The sequence below is a fragment of the Runella sp. R5_40 genome, from assembly GCF_057652295.1.
The window spans coordinates 471,703-490,874 of record NZ_JBYFCH010000002.1; the positions used below are offsets into that span (position 1 = coordinate 471,703).

At 47.9% G+C, this 19,172-nt stretch carries 14 protein-coding genes; 5 read left to right on the forward strand and 9 right to left on the reverse strand.

The features are described 5' to 3' along the window. Positions 1-9: 9 nt before the first annotated feature. The gene (locus tag AC23N5_RS06775; protein ID WP_487754962.1) at positions 10-750 is read right to left on the reverse strand and encodes a tyrosine-protein phosphatase; all 741 of its coding nucleotides are present in this window, start codon (positions 748-750) and stop codon (positions 10-12) included. A 6-nt stretch (positions 751-756) separates the two neighbouring features. After that, positions 757-1,533, reverse strand: coding sequence for a polysaccharide biosynthesis/export family protein (locus AC23N5_RS06780; RefSeq protein ID WP_487754963.1), 777 nt, complete (start codon positions 1,531-1,533; stop codon positions 757-759). A 75-nt stretch (positions 1,534-1,608) separates the two neighbouring features. On the opposite strand from AC23N5_RS06780, the gene rnhB reads away from it, so the two are divergent. Both rnhB and AC23N5_RS06790 read left to right on the forward strand, forming a co-directional pair. Beyond that, complete coding sequence (gene rnhB, locus AC23N5_RS06785; protein WP_487754964.1) at positions 1,609-2,184, forward strand: ribonuclease HII; 576 nt, start codon at positions 1,609-1,611, stop codon at positions 2,182-2,184. 129 nt (positions 2,185-2,313) lie between these two features. After that, the gene (locus AC23N5_RS06790) at positions 2,314-3,600 is read left to right on the forward strand and encodes a serine hydroxymethyltransferase (RefSeq protein WP_183974361.1); all 1,287 of its coding nucleotides are present in this window, start codon (positions 2,314-2,316) and stop codon (positions 3,598-3,600) included. 99 nt (positions 3,601-3,699) lie between these two features. On the opposite strand, the gene AC23N5_RS06795 is transcribed toward AC23N5_RS06790, so the two are convergent. Both AC23N5_RS06795 and AC23N5_RS06800 read right to left on the reverse strand, forming a co-directional pair. Continuing rightward, positions 3,700-4,422 carry an RluA family pseudouridine synthase gene (locus tag AC23N5_RS06795; protein ID WP_028524845.1) on the reverse strand — a complete coding sequence of 241 codons (723 nt, stop codon included), beginning with the start codon at positions 4,420-4,422 and terminating at the stop codon, positions 3,700-3,702. A 70-nt stretch (positions 4,423-4,492) separates the two neighbouring features. Further along, positions 4,493-5,395: a LysR family transcriptional regulator gene (locus AC23N5_RS06800; RefSeq protein ID WP_487754965.1), complete on the reverse strand. Its 903-nt coding sequence runs from the start codon at positions 5,393-5,395 to the stop codon at positions 4,493-4,495. Positions 5,396-5,514: 119 nt separating this feature from the next. On the opposite strand from AC23N5_RS06800, the gene AC23N5_RS06805 reads away from it, so the two are divergent. The 3 genes from AC23N5_RS06805 to AC23N5_RS06815 all read left to right on the forward strand — a co-directional run bounded on the left by AC23N5_RS06805 (position 5,515) and on the right by AC23N5_RS06815 (position 8,501). After that, positions 5,515-7,143, forward strand: coding sequence for an NADP-dependent glyceraldehyde-3-phosphate dehydrogenase (locus tag AC23N5_RS06805; protein WP_487754966.1), 1,629 nt, complete (start codon positions 5,515-5,517; stop codon positions 7,141-7,143). Positions 7,144-7,313: 170 nt separating this feature from the next. Continuing rightward, positions 7,314-7,919 carry an NAD(P)H-dependent oxidoreductase gene (locus tag AC23N5_RS06810; protein ID WP_487754967.1) on the forward strand — a complete coding sequence of 202 codons (606 nt, stop codon included), beginning with the start codon at positions 7,314-7,316 and terminating at the stop codon, positions 7,917-7,919. Positions 7,920-8,162: 243 nt separating this feature from the next. Beyond that, positions 8,163-8,501, forward strand: a complete 339-nt coding sequence (locus AC23N5_RS06815) for a HigA family addiction module antitoxin (RefSeq protein ID WP_487754968.1) — start codon at positions 8,163-8,165, stop codon at positions 8,499-8,501. 86 nt (positions 8,502-8,587) lie between these two features. On the opposite strand, the gene AC23N5_RS06820 is transcribed toward AC23N5_RS06815, so the two are convergent. The 5 genes from AC23N5_RS06820 to AC23N5_RS06840 form a co-directional block, all read right to left on the reverse strand. Then, the gene (locus AC23N5_RS06820) at positions 8,588-11,086 is read right to left on the reverse strand and encodes a glutaminase family protein (protein WP_487754969.1); all 2,499 of its coding nucleotides are present in this window, start codon (positions 11,084-11,086) and stop codon (positions 8,588-8,590) included. 191 nt (positions 11,087-11,277) lie between these two features. Then, positions 11,278-12,984 (reverse strand): arylsulfatase, encoded by a 1,707-nt coding sequence (locus AC23N5_RS06825; RefSeq protein ID WP_487754970.1) that lies wholly within the window; start codon positions 12,982-12,984, stop codon positions 11,278-11,280. Between the two features lie 7 nt (positions 12,985-12,991). After that, positions 12,992-14,050, reverse strand: a complete 1,059-nt coding sequence (locus AC23N5_RS06830) for a cellulase family glycosylhydrolase (protein WP_487754971.1) — start codon at positions 14,048-14,050, stop codon at positions 12,992-12,994. A gap of 135 nt (positions 14,051-14,185) precedes the next feature. Beyond that, entirely contained in the window at positions 14,186-15,649 is a 1,464-nt protein-coding gene (locus AC23N5_RS06835) for a RagB/SusD family nutrient uptake outer membrane protein (RefSeq protein ID WP_487754972.1), read from the reverse strand. Positions 15,650-15,661: 12 nt separating this feature from the next. Next, positions 15,662-19,159 carry a SusC/RagA family TonB-linked outer membrane protein gene (locus AC23N5_RS06840; RefSeq protein WP_487754973.1) on the reverse strand — a complete coding sequence of 1,166 codons (3,498 nt, stop codon included), beginning with the start codon at positions 19,157-19,159 and terminating at the stop codon, positions 15,662-15,664. Positions 19,160-19,172 lie beyond the last annotated feature (13 nt).

Here is a 19,172-nt window from a genome sequence, read left to right on the forward strand (position 1 = left end):
CTAATTTGTTTACCCCAAACGATTGAGCAAAGGTAATTGTTGTAACGTGTCAAAGTGCGGGTTCCGACCCAAATCCTTCAATTTTTGTAAGTGATGAAGCCCGTGCGCATCGCTACCAAATGCCTCATAATACCCTTTTTCCATCAATTGTTCGGCCGCTTTTCGTTCTGCCGACCCATACTGCCCCACCAACGACAGCAAATTGAGCTGAAAAGAAACCCCTCTGTTTTTTAGGCTTTGCCATTCTCGCGGCTTGCCATGCCAGTATCGGTAGCGCTCGGGATGCGCGAGCAAGGGCGTGTATCCTTTTTGTTGAATTTTTTCAATCAGTTTGTGCCCCCAAAGGCTAGGCGCTTGCATCGAAAATTCAAATAGAATATACTGGCCCTCGATGGGGAGCAGCTGATTTTCTTGAATGAGTTGGACAAAATTTTCGTCAGCATAATATTCCGCCGATGCTTCTAGCACCAAAGGAAGCGAATGGGTTTCAATGAGTGCGTTGGTTTTTGCGGCGGCAGCTTGGATGGTTTCAATGGTATTTTTGAAATAATCGGCCCGAACGTGGGGCGTAGCCACAATTTTCTTGATGCCTAATTGTACGTACTCCTGCAACATTGCCAAGGTCACGTTTTCGTCGGGCGCACCGTCGTCAATACCAGGAAGCACGTGACAATGCCAGTCACTTTCCATGAAATCGAGCGAAAAAGGAGCCGTTGCGCTAGAAGATTTTTTCCTAAAAAACGAAAACATCGGCTGCTATTTAAGTGTAAGGTATAGCCCTAAAACAACCGCAACGGCGTTGAGTCCAATGACCACTGGCGACAATATACTGGAGAATCTTTGGTTTTTAACAATCCGAAGACTCCATTTGGAAGGCGGGACAAAGACGTAATCTCCGTCAAAAACGGGGATATTGGCCACGGCTGGATCGCCAAGGTTGCGGATGTCATAATTGACTTCCTGCTGCACGCCTGAGCGTTTCCGAATGAGCTTAATGGTTTTGTCGGCCGTCGCAAAATCAATCCCTCCCGACATGGCAATGACCTCTCCTAAGGTCAGTTTTTCATTTTCAAGAAAAATCATGCCTTGTCTCCCTACGGAGCCCAAGACCCTGATTTGTAGGTTAGAAATCTCAATGTCAAAAATAGGGTCATTGATGAGGTCTTTGTAATACTGTTCTATGGCCTTGGTAGCGTCTGTTTTGGTCAGTCCCGCCACTTTGACCCGCCCTACTTGTGGTAAAACGATTTGGCCATGACGATCAACGGTAATCAAATAAGCAGACGCCCCTGCCTGTCCCGACGACATGGGCGTGGAGGCTACGGCGATGTTGCCACCTTGCGGAAAAATAATCTCAAGCGCGTTGAGGCTTCGGATTCGCAAACGATCCCCAGGTTTAAGGCGGTATTCTGTCGTATCTGGCAGCAACTCAGGCTGACGGCCAATCATCTGAGTGGTTTTTGTGGTATCTGAGGTGCTTTTTTGGGCATAAAGAGGGCCACAAAAAAGAAGAAGCAAAACGATAAAACGCATAGCAAAAAATAGCGAGGAGGGATAACCTCGAAACAAAAATACGTAAATTGCCCGCCTGTCCAAAATACCCGATGTATGCTAAAACCTTTCTACCATGCCGAACTCACCGAAGCGGGCCTCGACGAAGTGGGGCGGGGCTGCCTAGCGGGGCCTGTGGTAGCAGCGGCCGTGATTCTTCCCAAAGACTACACCAACGAACTGCTCAACGACTCGAAACAGTTGAATAAAAAGCAACGCGAAGCCCTTCGTAACGACATACAAGAGGCTGCCTTGGCGTGGACCATCGCGGAAGTGTCTAACGAAGAAATTGACAAAATTAACATCCTTAAAGCCAGTTTTTTGGCCATGCACCGCGCCGTGGACCAATTGACACTACGCCCCGAGCATTTGTTGGTGGACGGAAATCGCTTTACGCCTTATCCGTTTTTACCCCACACCTGCATCGTCAAAGGCGACGCCAAGTTTATGAGCATTGCGGCGGCCTCGGTATTGGCCAAAACCTACCGCGACGACCTCATGGAGCGCCTCGCGGTGGAGTTTCCTCACTATGGTTGGGAAAGAAATGTGGGCTATCCTACGCCCGTGCATCGGGCAGGCATTCGGGAGTTTGGCCCCTGTTCTTACCATCGAATGTCGTTTCGATTGTTGTAAATCAGCCCAGTACCCCTACAAAATTCTAATTTTCTCAAGCTTGGGTGTGTCTATGTGGTTCGGAAGCAGTACCTTTGCGGAAAATTTCTTCCAAATCGTATTTTGTATCATCCCAAAATCGTACATACAATGGTTTCTACCACGATTGCCCGCGACACCCAAATTTTTGATTTAATCGCCAAAGAACACCACCGCCAAGAGTCTGGAATTGAGCTGATTGCTTCTGAAAACTTTACTTCTCCGCAAGTAATGGAAGCACAAGGAAGCGTATTGACCAACAAATACGCCGAGGGCCTTCCAGGCAAACGCTACTACGGTGGATGCGAAGTGGTGGACCAAATCGAACAAATTGCGATTGACCGCCTCAAGGAGCTGTTTGGTGCTACGTGGGCAAACGTGCAGCCGCACTCGGGAGCACAGGCAAACACGGCCGTTTTCTTGGCATGTTTGCAGCCTGGCGACAAAATTTTAGGTTTTAACTTAGCACACGGTGGGCACTTGACACACGGCTCGCCTGTGAATATTTCGGGTAAATACTTCCAGCCGTTTTTCTACGGTGTAGAACAAGAATCTGGTCTTATTGATTGGGACAAAGTAGAAGCTACGGCTTTGAAAGAGCGCCCAAAAATGATTATCTGCGGGGCATCTGCTTATAGCCGTGACTGGGATTACATTCGCTTGCGCGCCATCGCCGACCAAATCGGCGCGTTGTTGTTGGCCGATATTTCTCACCCAGCAGGTCTGATTGTCAAAGGTTTATTGAACGACCCATTGGAGCATTGCCACATCGTCACCACCACTACCCACAAAACACTTCGTGGGCCTCGTGGTGGGGTAATTATGATGCGTAACGATTTTGAAAACCCATTTGGCTTGAAAACACCGAAAGGCGACATTCGCTCGATGTCTTCGTTGTTGGATTCTGGCGTTTTCCCTGGCACACAAGGCGGACCACTTGAGCACGTAATCGCAGCCAAGGCCGTCGCTTTCGGCGAAGCGCTTAGCGATGACTACACAGAATACGCCCACCAAGTTCGCAAAAACGCCCAAGCTATGGCAAAAGCGTTTGTCGATAAAGGGTATAAAATCATTTCAAACGGTACCGACAACCACTTGATGCTCATCGACTTGAGCAGCAAAGGTTTGACAGGTAAGTTGGCCGAAAATACGCTTATTAAAGCCGACATTACCGTAAACAAAAACATGGTTCCATTTGATACCAAGTCGCCGATGGTCACTTCGGGAATGCGTGTAGGTACGCCTGCCATGACAACCCGTGGTTTGAAAGAAGCAGATATGGAGCGTATCGTGGATTTGATGGATACGGTATTGATGAACGCTGAAAACGAAGCAAAAATCGACGCCGTAAAACAAGAAGTAAACAACTGGATGGCGGAAGTGCCTCTTTATAAGTAGTTTTTCTCAGTTTCCTGTTTGGGGTTTACTGTTTCGGGTTGTGGAACAGGAAACTCAAAACCTCAAACAGGAAACTTATAAACCTCAAACAGGAAACCATTAACTATTCTTCTCCAACAGCTTCACCAACACCCCAAAATCCTTAGGATAAGGTGCTTCGATGACAACTGTTTCGTCGTTCATAAGCCTGAATGTGAGCGAGAACGCGTGTAACGCTACGCGCTGAATGATGGGCAACTCTTCTGAGTCTTTCTTCAAATTGTAATTTCGTTTCAATTCCGACAAATAAACCGTTGCTCCGCCGTAGGTAGGATCGCAAACGATTGGCGCCTTGAGGCACTGTAAATGCACTCGAATTTGGTGCATTCGGCCCGTAATGGGGATACATTCTACCAACGTGTGTTTCCGAAACGCCTGTTTTGTAAAGAAAACCGTTTCGGCTGCTTTTCCATTTTGGCGATCTATTTTCACGGCAGTGCCATCTTTGAGCGGCGCAATGGGTAAAAATACCGAGATACTATCAAAATCGTGGACGCCATTAGCAACCGCATGGTAACGTTTGGTCACTTCGCGGTACTCAAACTGCATGGCAATGTGTCGATATGCCGCAGGATTTTTGGCAATAGCCAACACGCCCGATGTTTCTTTGTCGAGGCGGTGGGCAACTTGGGCATCATGGCTGTATTCTTTGGCCATGCGCAAAATACTTATCGACTTATCAGCGGTACGTTCGTTGATGGTAGCGACGTGCGGAGGTTTATTGATAACGATGTAGTCTTCGTTTTCAAACAATATGAGGTCTTTGAACTCGTAACGGAGCATATTGGGACGTTTTTTTCACTTAGAAGAACAAAACAACAACAATTCTGTCATAATTCCTTGAACGAGTTAGTTACGCTTCACTAAATTCGCCTTTCAATAGCGTTTCGATGCGGGCGATGGGGGCTGCCTGCAAGCTATTCTTTCTTTTCCCAAAATAAAGGGTGTTGGTGACTTCGGTGTAACCTCGCCAGAGCAGGGTAATGTCGCCTTGCTTGAGCGCCTCGTGGCAGATGAAGTCTGGCAAAACGGCCAAGCCTTTGCCCACCGACAAACAACGAATAATGGAAAACTTATTAGGGACGATGTAATTGGGCACAAACTCAGGTTGAATCTCAAAATTAGCTTCCCAAAACCGACTCAGTAGCTTCATATCGGAGGCGGTGTTGTACCAAATTTGTTCGCCAAACCAATCCAACAGGGCTTCTTTATTATTCAAATGGAGGGTTTGCCAGTCGGTCAAATCCGTTTTTTTTCCCGCTACCACCACCAATTGTTCGGTCGTAAACGCTTCCCATTCGATGTTGAGGGCATTTTTCTTTTGGGAGGCCAATACCAAATCAATCACTCCGTTTTCCAGCGCATCAATCAGCTTTTCGCTTTCACCAAATTGCATAATTAAGTTAAAATCCAGCTCAGGAATATGCTTTTCTAACGCTTGCTGAAACGTTTCTACGCACATTCCCATGCTAACCGTCGGGCGGTCTTTGCCTGATTTTCGTCGAAAACGACTTTCAATATCTTCCAACACATTGAGTGAATGTTGCATCTGTTGGTATAAAAGATGCCCCCTTTCGGTAGGTATCATTTTTCTGGCCGTTCGCTCAAACAAGGCATATCCTGTGTACGATTCTAGGGCATTGAGGTGAAGTCCAACCCCAGGCTGAGACACAAAAAGCTGCTTGGCCGCCCCACTCAGCGTTCCTGTTTCATAAATGGCTTTAAAGGTGCGAAACCACTCTAAGTTCGTTTGCATTTATAATTTTTCTGATATTAATACAAAGATACTATAAATAAAAATATATATAAATGTTTGAGAACCCAGTTTAGACAGCTATTGTTACCTAATTGAAAAGAGACTAAAATACCTATCTCATGCCAACAACAGCCCACCTCCCCTTCTCCCCCATTTTTAAAGGAGAAGATGCCATTCCCCAAGAATTTAGACTAGAAGAAGTACACCAACGAGAATACCTCTTAAACGGTGAACTTGTCCAGTGGAATGGCCCCGTGACGTCTATTTATTCGCCCGTTTGTCTTCCGACCCCCAACGGTTTGGAGCGAAAACTCTTAGGAAGTATTCCGCGTACTTCTCCCAAAGAAGCCTTGGAAGCGTTGGATGCCGCTGTCAATGCCTACAACAATGGACTAGGCGAATGGCCTACGATGACCGTGGGCGAGCGGATTAATTGTATGCAGAAGTTTGTTTACTTGATGATTCAACAGCGGGATTTGGTCATCAAATTGTTGATGTGGGAAATTGGCAAAACATTGTCCGACGCCACCAAAGAGTTTGACCGTACCGTCGATTACATCAACGACACGATTGACGCCCTCAAAGACCTCGACCGCGAATCGTCGCGTTTTCAGGAAGCAGAAGGAACCATTGCCCAAATCCGCCGAGCGCCGCTGGGCGTGGTACTGAGCATGGGGCCTTTTAATTATCCGTTGAACGAGATTTTTACGACGCTCATTCCTGCCCTGATTATGGGCAACACCATTCTTTTCAAACTCCCCAAACACGGGGTATTGGCGCACTATCCTTTGCTAAATGCCTTTAAAGAGGCTTTCCCCAAAGGAACCGTCAACACGCTGTATGGAAGAGGGTCGGAAATTATTTCGCCCATCATGGAAAGCGGGAAAGTAAATGTGTTGGCTTTTATTGGCTCAAGTAAAGTAGCCAACGGCCTCAAAAAATTGCACCCTAAAGTCAACCGCCTCCGCGCTATCTTGAGCCTTGACGCCAAAAATGCGGCCATTGTCACCAAAAATGCCAACATAGACGTAGCCGTAAACGAATGTATCCTCGGGGCGCTTTCGTTCAACGGGCAACGTTGTACGGCGTTGAAGCTCATCTTTGTACAAAAAGAAATCGCCACGGAGTTTGTTGCAAAACTCAACGCGGCCGTATCGGCCTTAAAACCAGGCTTACCTTGGGAAAATGGCGTCAAAATCACGCCCCTACCCGAAGAAGATAAACCCGACTATTTAAAAGCGTGCATTGAAGACGCGATTGCGCACGGGGCAACCGTTCAAAACGAAAACGGTGGCTATACCGAAGCCTCGTTTGTGTTTCCAGCGGTGGTGTATCCCGTCAACAATCAAATGAAACTCTACCACGAAGAGCAGTTTGGCCCCGTTATTCCCGTCGTTCCTTTTGAGACTATCGACGAGCCCATCGACTACCAAGTCAACGCCTCGCACGGAATGCAGGTGAGTATTTTTAGCGAAGATTCCAAAGAAGTGGCTCAGTTGATTGATTCTTTTGTCAACCTTGTTAGTCGGGTAAATATCAACTGTCAGGCGCAAAGAGGGCCCGACGTATTTCCTTTCACGGGGCGCAAAGACAGCGCCGAAGGGACACTTTCGGTTTTTGACGCGCTTCGCTCCTTTTCGATTCGTTCGTTGGTAGCCACCAAATTGACCGAAAGCAACAAGGTGTTGCTAAATACCATCGTGCGCGACCACGATTCTAACTTTTTGAGTACCGACTACATTTTTTAAGATTTTCTGGTTTTACCCGCAGCTGTTCGTGCTTACCCACAGTTGCGCAAATATCTGCGGGTAAATCGTTTTTTATATAATATTATTTATAGATTTCTATAACTTGTATTATTTTTATTACACATACTCTTCAAATACCTTTGCATTGTCATTTACAACACCGAAAAACAATGCAAAAAATATTGGTTATCAACGGCGGAAAAACGTTTGCCCATTCGGGTGGCCGCCTCAACACTACCCTTGCCGAATGGGACAGTGAATTTTTTACCCCTGAAAATGACTTTGAGCTGAAAATAACGCAGGTAGGAGAAGAAAACTACGACGCCAACGAAGAAGTGGAGAAATTTGTGTGGGCCGACGTCGTCATCTACCACTTTCCCATTTGGTGGATGTACCTTCCTTTTTCATTGAAGGAATATTTCGATAAAGTACTTACGGCTGGACATCGGAAGGGGCTGTATTACAGCGACGGACGGAAGGCCAATAATCCCGAACGAAACTACGGAACGGGCGGCTTGATGCAAGGAACTCGCTACCTAGTCACTACGACTTGGAATGCTCCTAAAACTGCTTTTACGCTGCCCGAAGAGTTTTTTCAGGGCCGCAGTGTCGATGATGGCGTGTTGTTTCCCTTCCACCGCATGAATGCTTTTTGCGGACTAGAACCGCTGCCTAGCAAGCATTTTCACGATGTTGAAAAAAACGGCTCGCCTGAGCTGACCGCTTCGTTCAAAGTAGAATATTTGGAGCACCTTCGGAGTGTGTTTGGAAGATAAAAACAGCAAGACTCTCCAAGTTTTTGAAACTTGGAGAATCTAAAAAATCTGTTAAAGTGCCTCTGCTTCGTAAATCTATTCTAAAAAATGTTCATTCTTTTTTGTTTTATAACATACTATGTTATAATTTTATTCTATGATTGTTGAGTTTGATAATAATGACCAGTACCGTTTAATTTTTCGATTAAATGAAAAGGAAATGGTAGAAATACTCACATTGGAAGACTTGACTGATTATCCCTAATGAAAAGAGCGAATGAATTGATACCTGCCGTAGCTACTCACCCAGGGGAACTATTGGCAGACGAATTAGAGGCACAAAATCTGACTCAGCAAACCCTCGCTGCTCAAATGGGGGTCAGCCAAGCGATTATAAGCCAACTATTGCATAAAAAGCGAAGGGTATCGCTTGAAATGGCTTTACGGTTAGAACAAGCTCTGGATATTTCAGCCGAATTTTGGTTGAATCTACAACGCCAATATGACCGTGTAACAGCTTATCATAATGCCCAAAAATCACTCCAAAAACTTAACTTGCCCGAACCTCGCCAAATGAAGTTATTGGAAGCAATACTGGGGTAGCATAACTATAAAGAGCAATTTTCTTCTAAAACTAAACCGTTTATGAAGAAAATTGCTCTTAAAATAAGTACCAACTATTTATTCCCCTACTTCCCCTTTTCCAAACGCTCCGCCAGCATTTTGATAAAATACCCTCCTACTACGGAGCGGGCTTGGAAGCCTACTTGCTTGGCATTGGTAGTTTCGTGCCAGTCCGAGAGTGGAACGCGGGTGGGCGTTTCGTTGGCATACTTCCATACGGGGTCAATCAACGCTTTGAAATCGGCGTCCGAATCGGCCATAGTTGCCGTCCACACAATCCAATCCGACTTGGTATAAGTCTTACGGCTGTCGAGCGGAAGACCGTAGGCTTGTTGTTTTTTGAGGTAAAACGCGATTTCCTTTTGCGCAACTTCTTTCGGGAAAACGTTCAATCCGAGCAATTTATCCCAAACGATGTTGTATTTCTGGCTCCAACTTCCTGCGGTTTTGTCGAACGTAAGGGCATAGTGGTCGCCATCGGCACTCATCTCCATCCAGCGACGGGCCAAGGTGCGCGCCAACGTAAAATGCTCGTCGGCCAGTTTTTGTTCACCCAATTGAGCCGCCATTTGGGCATAACACGCAATCCCGACAATGGCCTTGGCCGACAAGTTGACGTTACGCGCCAAGTGCCCCGCGAAGTCGTCGGTACACAATTGGTTGGCGGGGTCAAATCCATCGCGTTTTAAGAACTCCACCCATTTGGTCAACATTGGCCAGTGCTCGCGCGCAAAGCTTGGATTGCCGTCCATTTTCACCGAAGCCGCCGTCAAAATCATCATGTTTCCAGCTTCTTCCACGGGCATATCTTCGCCGTAGGTTTGACCGTTGGCAAGCGGGTAGGTACCAATATCGTGTGCAGGGAAGTCTTTTTTCCAACGCCCCGATTCGCTATAGTCAAAGATAAAACGTAGCAAGCCTTTCGCCAACTCGTTGTTGTACAACAAAAACATCGGTGCCGACGGATACGTTACGTCCACCGTTCCAATCGAACCGTTAGAGAAATTTTCTTTCGACAAAAAGAACACTTCCCCCTTCGGCCCTGCCACGATTTTGTGGGCTGAAATGGCTTGTCGGTAGGCCAATTGGCACAAATCGGCGTACGCTTTTCCGCCCGCTTTGGTCGCGTCATCGTACATTTTTTTATCGAATGCCGTGCTTTTGGTCAACAAACGTGGGTAGTCTGCTTCGGCCGTTTGTAACGTTTTCTGCATGGTCGTAGCAGGGTCACGGCGCCACCATCCACGGAGGTTTTGACCAAAATACTGTACTGAATACACATCGTCGTAACCCAAAAGCAAATGCTTTGAAGAAGTTTTCCCCGAAACATTGCCAAAGTTTACGACCGTCGCCATTGCCAACTCGCCCGCCGTTCCTGAGACCGTCGAAGAAGTAGCCGTCAATTGACCTTTTGATTTAAAGTCGTTTTTCAATTGGTCAGGATTCCCCGTGACCACGCTACTTGCTGCATCAGGCACCGCCAAATAAGCATAGCCCCAGTCGATGCGGATGTTATCGCCTTTTTTGCCCAATACAGGCTGCTCTTTGGTCCCAACTGACGCATAAACCAGCTTGCCGTCCTTCTTGGTTTCGGCCACTACTTCTTGCGAAGGCACGTTGGTAGCGACCAAAGCCGATTCACCAAAATACACCTGTACCGAGTGAGGTTTGTTGTCCAACGAACGCGTGGAGAAGGTCACATAACTTACGGGACGAGCCGCCACTTCCAATTCATCCATCAACAGAGGCGACAAGAAGTTAACGTCCAATTCCACTGGCCCTGCGGTAAATACATAACTGGTTTGGGTAGCCGTAACGGTGGCTTTCTTTTGCATAGCCGTGACCGCCTGCGCCGTAGGAACGACACTTACCAACCCTACATCTACAAACGACTCACCGATGGGGCTAATGCAATGCACCGCCAAGACGTTACGCCCCTTACGAAGCGCCTTCTGGCCTTCGGCCGAAAGGGGCGAGTGGATGTATTCGCCTGCGCAGCAAGGTTTTGTAAAGATACGCGTACCGTTGAGATACACCGTCACGTCATCGTCATTGATAAGGGTCAACAACAACTTAGACGCATCCACTTGCCCGTCGTAGTTAAACTCGCGACGGATAAAAATTCCGTCTTTGTCAATTTTTCCATTGTGAAACGGCGTGCGCGATGCGGGTGAATCACCAAAAGGCCCTGAGCCAGTTTTCCAGCCTTGGGGAATAAAGTCGGGCTGCTCCCACCCTGCTGAGGGTTTGGTGGTGGTATATAAGGCGTCGTACGCTTTGTTTTCACCCGTTGGCAATAGGGCTTGGTATAAAGTTGGAGGAGCTCCTAAAAACTGATACGACTTGCCATCCACCCGTACAATGCCTTCCAGCGAATGCGGACGACCTGTCCAGTGGCGCGTAGGGCCGTCGGTGAGCTGGTCGGTGTTACTCCAAATACTAAAATAGGGGTCGTGGGTAATAATAGGATAGGCGGGTGGACGGAGCGTCTGCGCCATCGAAGACGTTAGCGCGAGGCATCCACTCAAGGCAAGCAACAAAAGAGTTGGTTTGTTGTAAAACATTGGAATGGTGATTAATGAAATTTTGAGAGGTTAATTTAATATACACTAAAAGGAGAGGCGGCGCTTGCTCTACCAGAAACTGCTCATGTTCTGGACAGAAAACAAACGGCTCACCTCTCCCTTAGGAGGTTAGTCTGCGGTCTGACTGCCGTCTGACCGTGTTGTTGGTCAGACGATAGTCAGACCATACCTTATCGTCTAACCGTGTTAGGCTTGGGCAAAACTTGGTGGGTTTTGGCCCACGTTTGCCACTGTTTTTTCAATTCGTTTACTTTTTCGGGATACGTAGCCGCGAGGTTATTGGTTTCGGTTTTGTCATTGGCTAAGTCAAACAACTGCCACGTAGTATCGCGACTTGCCGAGACCAGCTTCCAATTTCCCGACCGTGCATAACGCGCGCCAAAGTGCTCGTTGAACAGGCTCGTATGCCCTCCGTTGGTTTTTCCCTGAAATGCAGGCACAAGGCTCTGCCCCGTTGAGGCCGAAATGGCACGCCCCTGAAACGTCTGCGGGTACTTTGCTCCCGAAATTTCTACGCAGGTACGCATGAAGTCCATTACGTGTCCCATTTGGGCGCTGTAACCTCCTTTTTTCGCTTTAATTCCTTTGGGCCAAAACGCCACCATTGGCGTGCGAACACCTCCTTCGGATGATTCTGCTTTCCAGTATTGATAAGGCGTGTTGGCTACGTTTGACCAACGCTGCCCAATCGACGCAAACGACGTCTGCGGCCCTGGCATCACTTGTTTTTTCAAATCGTACGAAATAGGCCGACCGTCGCGCGTTTCGTTAGGACGATCAAAACCTGGGCCATAAGCCGCGCAGTTTTCAGGACTTGCCCCGTTATCCGACAAAAAGACGATGAGCGTGTTTTCCAACTGCCCCGTTTCGCGCAGTGTCTGCAACATACGGCCAATTCCCTGATCCATACGGTCAATCATCGCCGCGTGAACGGCCATGGCGCGCGCATCCCATTCTTTATCGGCGTTTGCTTCCCAGGTTTGTTGTTTGTCCCAGCGCTCCGACAATGGCGTGGTTTTGGGGTCAATCAAGCCCATTTTCACCATTCTATCGTAGCGGCTTTTACGAATCGCATCCCAGCCCGATTTGTACGTGTCTTTGTACTTTTCGATGTCTTCGGGCAGCGCCATCAGCGGCCAATGCGGGGCGGTGTGCGCTACGTACAAGAAAAATGGCGACGACGACTTAGCAAACGATTGAATATAAGCCACTGTGGAATCACTAATGGCGTCCGTGTGGTAATAATTCTTTGGAATTTGGGTCACAGGTTTTGTCCCATTGACCAAACTGAAAGGGTCAAAAAAGTCAACTACGCCCCAGATATTGCCAAAATACTTGTCGAAACCACGCGCAGTGGGGTACTGATTCAACGGCCCAAAATCGCCAAAGTCCTTTTTGTGGTTGAGCCAATCGAGCTGGTCTTTGGGGTTTTTCTGAACAATGGTGTTCGACACGTGCCATTTCCCCGTCATACCCGTTTGGTAACCCGCTGCCTTCAATACCTCCGCAATCGTCACGGTATTTTCGGCCAAATGCCCACGGTACCCTGGTGTCGATTCTTCGTCGGTCATTTTACCAATGCCTGCTTGGTGGTTGTACAAACCTGTGAGCAAACTGGCTCGCGTTGGGCAACAACGGGAGGTGTTATAAAACTGAGTAAAACGCAGCCCGTTGTTGGCGAGGTAGTCGATGTTGGGGGTTTTGATTTCACCGCCATAGCAGCCCAAGTCCGAATACCCCATGTCGTCGGCCATGATGATAATGATGTTCGGACGTGCATCCGCTTTTGAACGCGACGGTTTTGAATAAAACGCCGTTAGCCCTACCGACACTGCCACGGCTAAACCCATCGAAGCCACTACCCCTTTTTTCTTCATCGAATTATTATTTTTTTCCTGTCAAGGATTTAATTGTTTTGATTTCGTCTTGGCTGAAAGCCGTTCCGTCGGTGCGATAAATGTCGTGGAACCACAACTCAGGCTCTTTGCCATCAGGCATAGGTGTTCCCCAAGCGTAAATGGTATTGGTTTTTCCAGCTACAAATCCCCAGTTGATAGCCCCGATGTTTTCTTGCTTCAACATCGGCATGATCGTTTGGAACAAGCTACCGTTGCGACGCGCCATGTATTCGGTACAAATTAGCGGGCGACCGTATTGGCGAAGTTTATCAACCAATTCTTTGTGCTTGTCCACGTAGCCGTAGTGGTGGTAGGTAATCACGTCCGAGTTTTCTTCTTGGAACTTGTTCAATTCTTTGAATTTTTCACCCCAGCTCCATACACCCGCGCTGATTGGCTGCGACGGATTCACTTCTTTGGCCCACGCAAACACCGACTTCAACAAAGGCAAGCTTTTTGCAAAATATTGGTTATTACCTGGTTCGTTGTACAAATCCCACAACAAAATGCGGTTGTCGTTTTTGAAAGTAGTCATCACGTCTTTTACGTATTTTTCCAACATGCCCAAGCTATCTGGGTGGTTGTGAATCATCGTGCCTGGGTCGCGTACCCAACCGCTGTTGTGAACGCCAGTTTTAGGGGCAGGCTGCTTACCTGGGTGGTATTCGTCGTTCCAGCAGTCGTCAAAAAACACAAAAATGGTTTTGATTCCGTGCTTACTCGAAATGGCGAGGTACTCGTCGAGGCGTTTTTTAAAACCTGGCGCATCGGTCGTCCACGCGATGTGATGCAGATACACCCGCATGGCGTTGAAGCCAAGACCTTCGGCCCATCCTAACTCTTTATCAAGCGTTTGGCGATCAAACGACTCCGCCTGAAACATCTCCAATTGGTTGATGGCCGTACTTGGTTGAAAGTTACAGCCTCTAATCCAGCCCTGTTTTTTGTACCAGTCGTTTGCCTGTTGAGCCGTCCAGCGAGGTTGTGCTTTGAGGGTAGATACCGTGAGGAGCAACGCAATCGCAAAAAGTGTTACTTGTTTCATAAAATGATGATTTGTTAGATAGTTAGTTCACAGTGAAAATTTTACAATCAATAGTTTAAGACACTTTTGGCCAAAAACTAATACCCTTTCATGTTTTTCTGCCATTGATTGCAAACCTAACACCCCTTTAATCCACTAATAACCAGCGCTTTGAACACAAAGCTTATTGGCATCAATTTCCGCTTGTGGAATCGGGAACAGCACGCGTTCGGGCTTGGCATTGGTGATGCCGCGCGCTTGGGCTAATGCGATAAACGTCCCTTGACGAACGAGGTCCTCGCGGCGTTTGCCTTCCGACACAAACTCCCAACCTCTTTCTCTAAAAATGGCTGTCCGAAAAGCATCTTTTGTAGGAGTGTCTGTTTGGGTCAAATTGGGAATCCCTGCCCGTGTACGAACGAGATTAATCAACGTAAATGCCTCCGCTGTGGGGCCATTGAGTTCGTTCAGTGCCTCTGCTCTGGTAAGTAGAATATCGGCATAGCGCAGTATTGGAACGTCATTTCCACTGTTATTTCCAACGGTATTGTTATCCCAATACTTAAAACTACGCGCATTATCTCCCGTTGACAAATCGACGGTTTGGTTGCTGGTATTGACATAACTCGTACAAATCAACTGCAAACGCTTGTCGTTGGCGGCAAACGAACTGGTAAATGCCGTCCGCAAACGGTACTGCGTTGCAAAATTCGACATAGTGGTTTTGTAGGTAAAATTCGGGAACTGAGGGCTACTTTTATAGCCTGGAGGCAATGCTCCAGCTTGGTACCAATTGCCAAACGGGTCTTCGGGGCGGCATTGAAGTGCCAAAATCATTTCACGGTTGGCCGCACCTTCATTTTCGACTCTAAACATCCCCACAAAATCAGGATTGAGGGCGTAGTAATTAAAATCCATCACGGCTTTGGCAACATCGGCCGCTTTTTGCCATTGTTTGGTGTTGAGATAAAACTTCGCCAAAATGCTGTAAGCAACGCCCTTACTAAACCGTCCATAGGTTTCTTCTTTGCCTGGGTCGGGCAAATCTGGAATCGACTCCGTGATTTCTTTTTCAACAAACGCCTTTAATTCTTCTTCCGTTGCCCGTGCCAATTCAGCAGGTTGTGTGGTGGAAGTCCGCAAGGGTACCGTTCCAAAAAAAGTCATCAAAAGCGCATATGCTTGTGCCCGTAGGACCCGTGCTTCAGCTTTGTAAAGCTTTTTGGTGGCTTCGGTTGCTTTTACATTCCCAATGTTTTCGATTACACCATTGGCATCACGTACAACGCGGTAGTTAGGATCCCACATATCGGCCGCCAAGGTTCCGAGCGTCGGGTCCCACGTAAAGTTGATTAGCTGAATAAGTTGTCCATTTTCAGCGCCACCCGTGTTAAAACCCATGTCGGTACAAACTTCCGAATCGTTGATCACGTAGCGCGAATTAGATTGGGTTTGCTGGTGTGCGTAGGCCGAAAAAAGCAATGCTTTGATGCCGCTTTCCGACGTGAGTACGTTGTCGGGTGAAAACTCGGACCTCGGCGATACTTCCAGCGCTTTTTCGCACGACGTCAACATCAGAAACCCTCCGATGATTAAGCTATAGTTGAATGATTGTCTCATTTGGTTTGTCATTTAAAATTGCAAATTAACCCCTACGGTGTAAGTACGCGTTAGCGGATAGGTGTTGTAATCAATCCGTAAAATATTATCTCCCAAAGCATTGGCTGCTGGGTCAGCACCTGAATACTTGGTAAAATTGTACAGGTTTTGACCATTCACAAACACCGAAGCACTGCCCACATAGCGGTTTTTAGGTACTGGAATTTTGTACGACAACCGTACTGACTGAACACGTAAATACGAAGCATCTTCGACGGTTTTGTTGGTTACTTGGCGTTGGCCTTGCACGTCGTTGGGCAAAAACGATGGGTAGTCGTTGGTAGGATTCGTCGGTGTCCAACGGTTTAGGTACGGAACAGCCAATTTATTTCGACGATAATCCACTGGGTAATACGCGTCCACCAAGCTACTGTTCAGCATTTTAGCTCCTTGTGAGCCTTCCAAGAAAATATCCAATGCCAAGGTTTTGTACGAAGCACTGGTGTTGAAGCCATAGAAAAAGTCGGGCAGCGATTTACCAAGCACCACGCGGTCGTTGGCATTGATGACTTTGTTTCCGTCAAGGTCGCGGTATTTCAAATCGCCTGGGCGTACGCCTGACTGCGCTTGGGTAAAGTCTTCGCCCGTTTGCCAAACGCCATCCACCAAATACCCATAAAACGACCCAATCGACTCACCTGGCTTGAGAATACTCACTTGGCCAATGCTACCTGGGCCTGATCCGATGAACTGAGGCACTTTTCCAAGACTCAGCACGCGGTTTTTGAGGGTGGTAATGTTAAAACCAGCATCGACACGGAAGCCATTTTTATCGGTCAAAATACCCTTCAACGCAAGCTCAACTCCCGTATTACGCATACTTCCTACGTTTTCGATGCGGCTTCCAAAACCCGTACTCGAAGGTTGTGGAATGTCGTAAAGTAAGTTAGAAGTTTTGCGGTTATAGTAGTCGATGCTACCCGTAAGGCGACCGTTGAAAAAGCCAAAATCAATCCCTAAGTCAGCCTGCACGGCGGCTTCCCACTGCAAATCAGGATTGGCGCTGCGCGAAGGCTGCAACGAACTGTAGCGGTTGCCATTGAAAACAGCATTGCGTCCCGCCGAAAAAGTAGAGAAATACAAGTAATTGATGGTCGGCTGGTTGCCCGTTGCACCGTAGCTGGCACGTAGTTTAAGTTCGCTCAAGAAATTTACATTTTTCAAGAAAGCCTCGTCCTGAATCCGCCACGCCAAGGCCGCCGACGGGAAGTAGCCAAAACGCTTGTTGGGTCCAAAACGCGCCGAACCATCGGCCCGCATCGACAACGTTAGCAAATACTTACTGTTAAACGAGTAGTTCACCCGCCCCAAAAACGACACCAATTTGTTTTCTTGACGGCCACTTCCTACGCCATTCAGGGTATTATCGCCCGTACCGAGCGCGTTGAAGGTAAGGTCGGGCAAGGCAAAAGAACGCGAATTGGCAATGATAGAGCTGGAAGTGTAGCGTTCGTAAGTAGCTCCTACCACGGCGCTAATACGGTGATTTTTAAGCTCTTTGTTAAAATTTAATGTTCCTTCGGTCAGGTAGTAGCCTCGTTTTCCATCGCGAACATCGGCATAACCGTTGTACGAAAGCCCCGTCAAGGTACTGGGGTCAATCCAGAAATACCGTTGGTTATCATTAAAATCCGCTCCTACGCGGACTTTGGCCGACAGCGAAGGGATGAAGTAATATTCGGCATAAATATTTCCAAACGTACGGTACGTATCGCCCATCCCATACTGTCCATTAATCACCGCCAATGGGCTATCCATGGGCGCCATCAACGACGAGCGATAGTACGTTCCGTCGGGGTTATAAGCAGGCACCGTGGGGTCGTAGTTTTGGGCCATGTACAGCGCACTGGCGTTGTCGTTTAGCCCTACCCCCGTTGCATTGTAGTAATCTCTGGTGTAAGAGGTGTTCAGGCTTACCCCTACGTTGTATTTGTTGGCCACGCCATTTTCAAGGTTCATTCGAGCGCTGTAACGGCTCGTCCCTGATTTGAGCATAATCCCATCTTGGTTAAAATAACCCGCCGAAATGTAGTAACGGGTATTTCCTCCCGCCCCGCTAAACGAGAGGTCGTGCGACTGAATGGGGGCATCGCGAAGCAATAGACGTTGCCAATCGGTATTGGCGTTGGTTCCCGTCACTTTTGGGGTCGAAAGTTTTCCCAAATCAATGATGGAGTTGATGACATCCGTGTATTCCGTTCCTGTCAAAAAACGCTGCGTATTCGCCACTTTTTGGACGCCGTGCGTTCCGTTGTATTCTACTTTGAGCTTCCCATCTTTGCCACGGCGGGTAGTAATGAGTACCACCCCGTTTGCTCCCCGCGAACCGTAAATGGCTGTAGCAGAGGCATCTTTTAGAATTTCTATGGACTCAATATCGGCTGGATTCAAGCTGTTAAGCGGCGTACGGTTGTTGGGGTTGCTGGTCGTTCCCCCCGCACTTGCCGAGCCAATCGCCGTTCCATCGTTTACGGGCAAGCCATCTACTACATACAGCGGGTCGTTGTTTCCCGTAATGGAAGTTATTCCCCTGATTTGCACGCTCATGGCCGAACCTGGCTCACCACTTTTTTGGTAAACCTGCACCCCAGGCGCGCGCCCTGCCAAGGTTTGTTGAAGGTTGATATTGGAGCCACGGGTCAAATCTTGGGCTTTCAACGACATCACCGAGCCCGTCAAATCGCTTTTGCGTACGGTGCCGTATCCTACCACCACCACTTCATTGAGCGATTGGTCGCTTTCTTTCAATTGCACGTTGATTTCCGTTCGGTTACCCACCGTCACTTCTTGTGCTTCGTACCCGACGTACGAAAACACCAACACCAATCCACTCGCTTTTCCTAACGATTCGGGAATACGTAATTGATAACGCCCGTTGGCATCCGTGGTTGTACCACGGACAGTTCCTTTTACAACCACGTTTGCCCCTGGAATGACCCCGTTATTATCTGCGGTGGTTACCGTCCCGCTAATGATCACTTCTTCGGCACGAGTTTCGAGCGGCCCTGACGCCACAACTGTGGTCAATGAGCCGTTGGAGGCAGGGTCGGTCTGGGGTTGGTTTTCTTCGTTGGTGGGCGTAACGGGAAATCGGGCCTCTCCGACCGAAGCCGACGATTTTTTGGCCAATACCACCCATGTTCCTGCTTTTACTTGTTTATAACGCAAATTAAAGGGCTTTAACAAACGAGAAAGGGCATTTTCGAGGGACGTAGTTCCCGCCAACACATCGGCCGAAACCGTCAGATTGGCAACCGTTCGGTCTTCAAACAAAATATCAGCTTTGTACTTGGCTTTCAGCCCATTTAAGGCATCCGAAAGGCGAGTGGTCGTTGCCGAGGCAGCAGAGTAAGTGGGGCGTTGTTGCGAGCTAACCATCGCCATTGCCTGACTATTGGCAAGTTGAGGCTCGACCAACAACGCGCCAGTAAGCAACCCTACCAGCGTAGTTGGGATAAAAATAGAGCGCATAAAGAGTGTAGTT

Excerpts from the sequence above, each read along its gene's own strand:
- AC23N5_RS06775 (WP_487754962.1), bottom strand. The coding sequence starts at position 750 with ATGTTTTCGTTTTTTAGGAAAAAATCTTCTAGCGCAACGGCTCCTTTT.
- AC23N5_RS06780 (WP_487754963.1), bottom strand. The coding sequence starts at position 1,533 with ATGCGTTTTATCGTTTTGCTTCTTCTTTTTTGTGGCCCTCTTTATGCC.
- rnhB (WP_487754964.1), top strand. The coding sequence starts at position 1,609 with ATGCTAAAACCTTTCTACCATGCCGAACTCACCGAAGCGGGCCTCGAC.
- AC23N5_RS06790 (WP_183974361.1), top strand. The coding sequence starts at position 2,314 with ATGGTTTCTACCACGATTGCCCGCGACACCCAAATTTTTGATTTAATC.
- AC23N5_RS06795 (WP_028524845.1), bottom strand. The coding sequence starts at position 4,422 with ATGCTCCGTTACGAGTTCAAAGACCTCATATTGTTTGAAAACGAAGAC.
- AC23N5_RS06800 (WP_487754965.1), bottom strand. The coding sequence starts at position 5,395 with ATGCAAACGAACTTAGAGTGGTTTCGCACCTTTAAAGCCATTTATGAA.
- AC23N5_RS06805 (WP_487754966.1), top strand. The coding sequence starts at position 5,515 with ATGCCAACAACAGCCCACCTCCCCTTCTCCCCCATTTTTAAAGGAGAA.
- AC23N5_RS06810 (WP_487754967.1), top strand. The coding sequence starts at position 7,314 with ATGCAAAAAATATTGGTTATCAACGGCGGAAAAACGTTTGCCCATTCG.
- AC23N5_RS06815 (WP_487754968.1), top strand. The coding sequence starts at position 8,163 with ATGAAAAGAGCGAATGAATTGATACCTGCCGTAGCTACTCACCCAGGG.
- AC23N5_RS06820 (WP_487754969.1), bottom strand. The coding sequence starts at position 11,086 with ATGTTTTACAACAAACCAACTCTTTTGTTGCTTGCCTTGAGTGGATGC.
- AC23N5_RS06825 (WP_487754970.1), bottom strand. The coding sequence starts at position 12,984 with ATGAAGAAAAAAGGGGTAGTGGCTTCGATGGGTTTAGCCGTGGCAGTG.
- AC23N5_RS06830 (WP_487754971.1), bottom strand. The coding sequence starts at position 14,050 with ATGAAACAAGTAACACTTTTTGCGATTGCGTTGCTCCTCACGGTATCT.
- AC23N5_RS06835 (WP_487754972.1), bottom strand. The coding sequence starts at position 15,649 with ATGAGACAATCATTCAACTATAGCTTAATCATCGGAGGGTTTCTGATG.
- AC23N5_RS06840 (WP_487754973.1), bottom strand. The coding sequence starts at position 19,159 with ATGCGCTCTATTTTTATCCCAACTACGCTGGTAGGGTTGCTTACTGGC.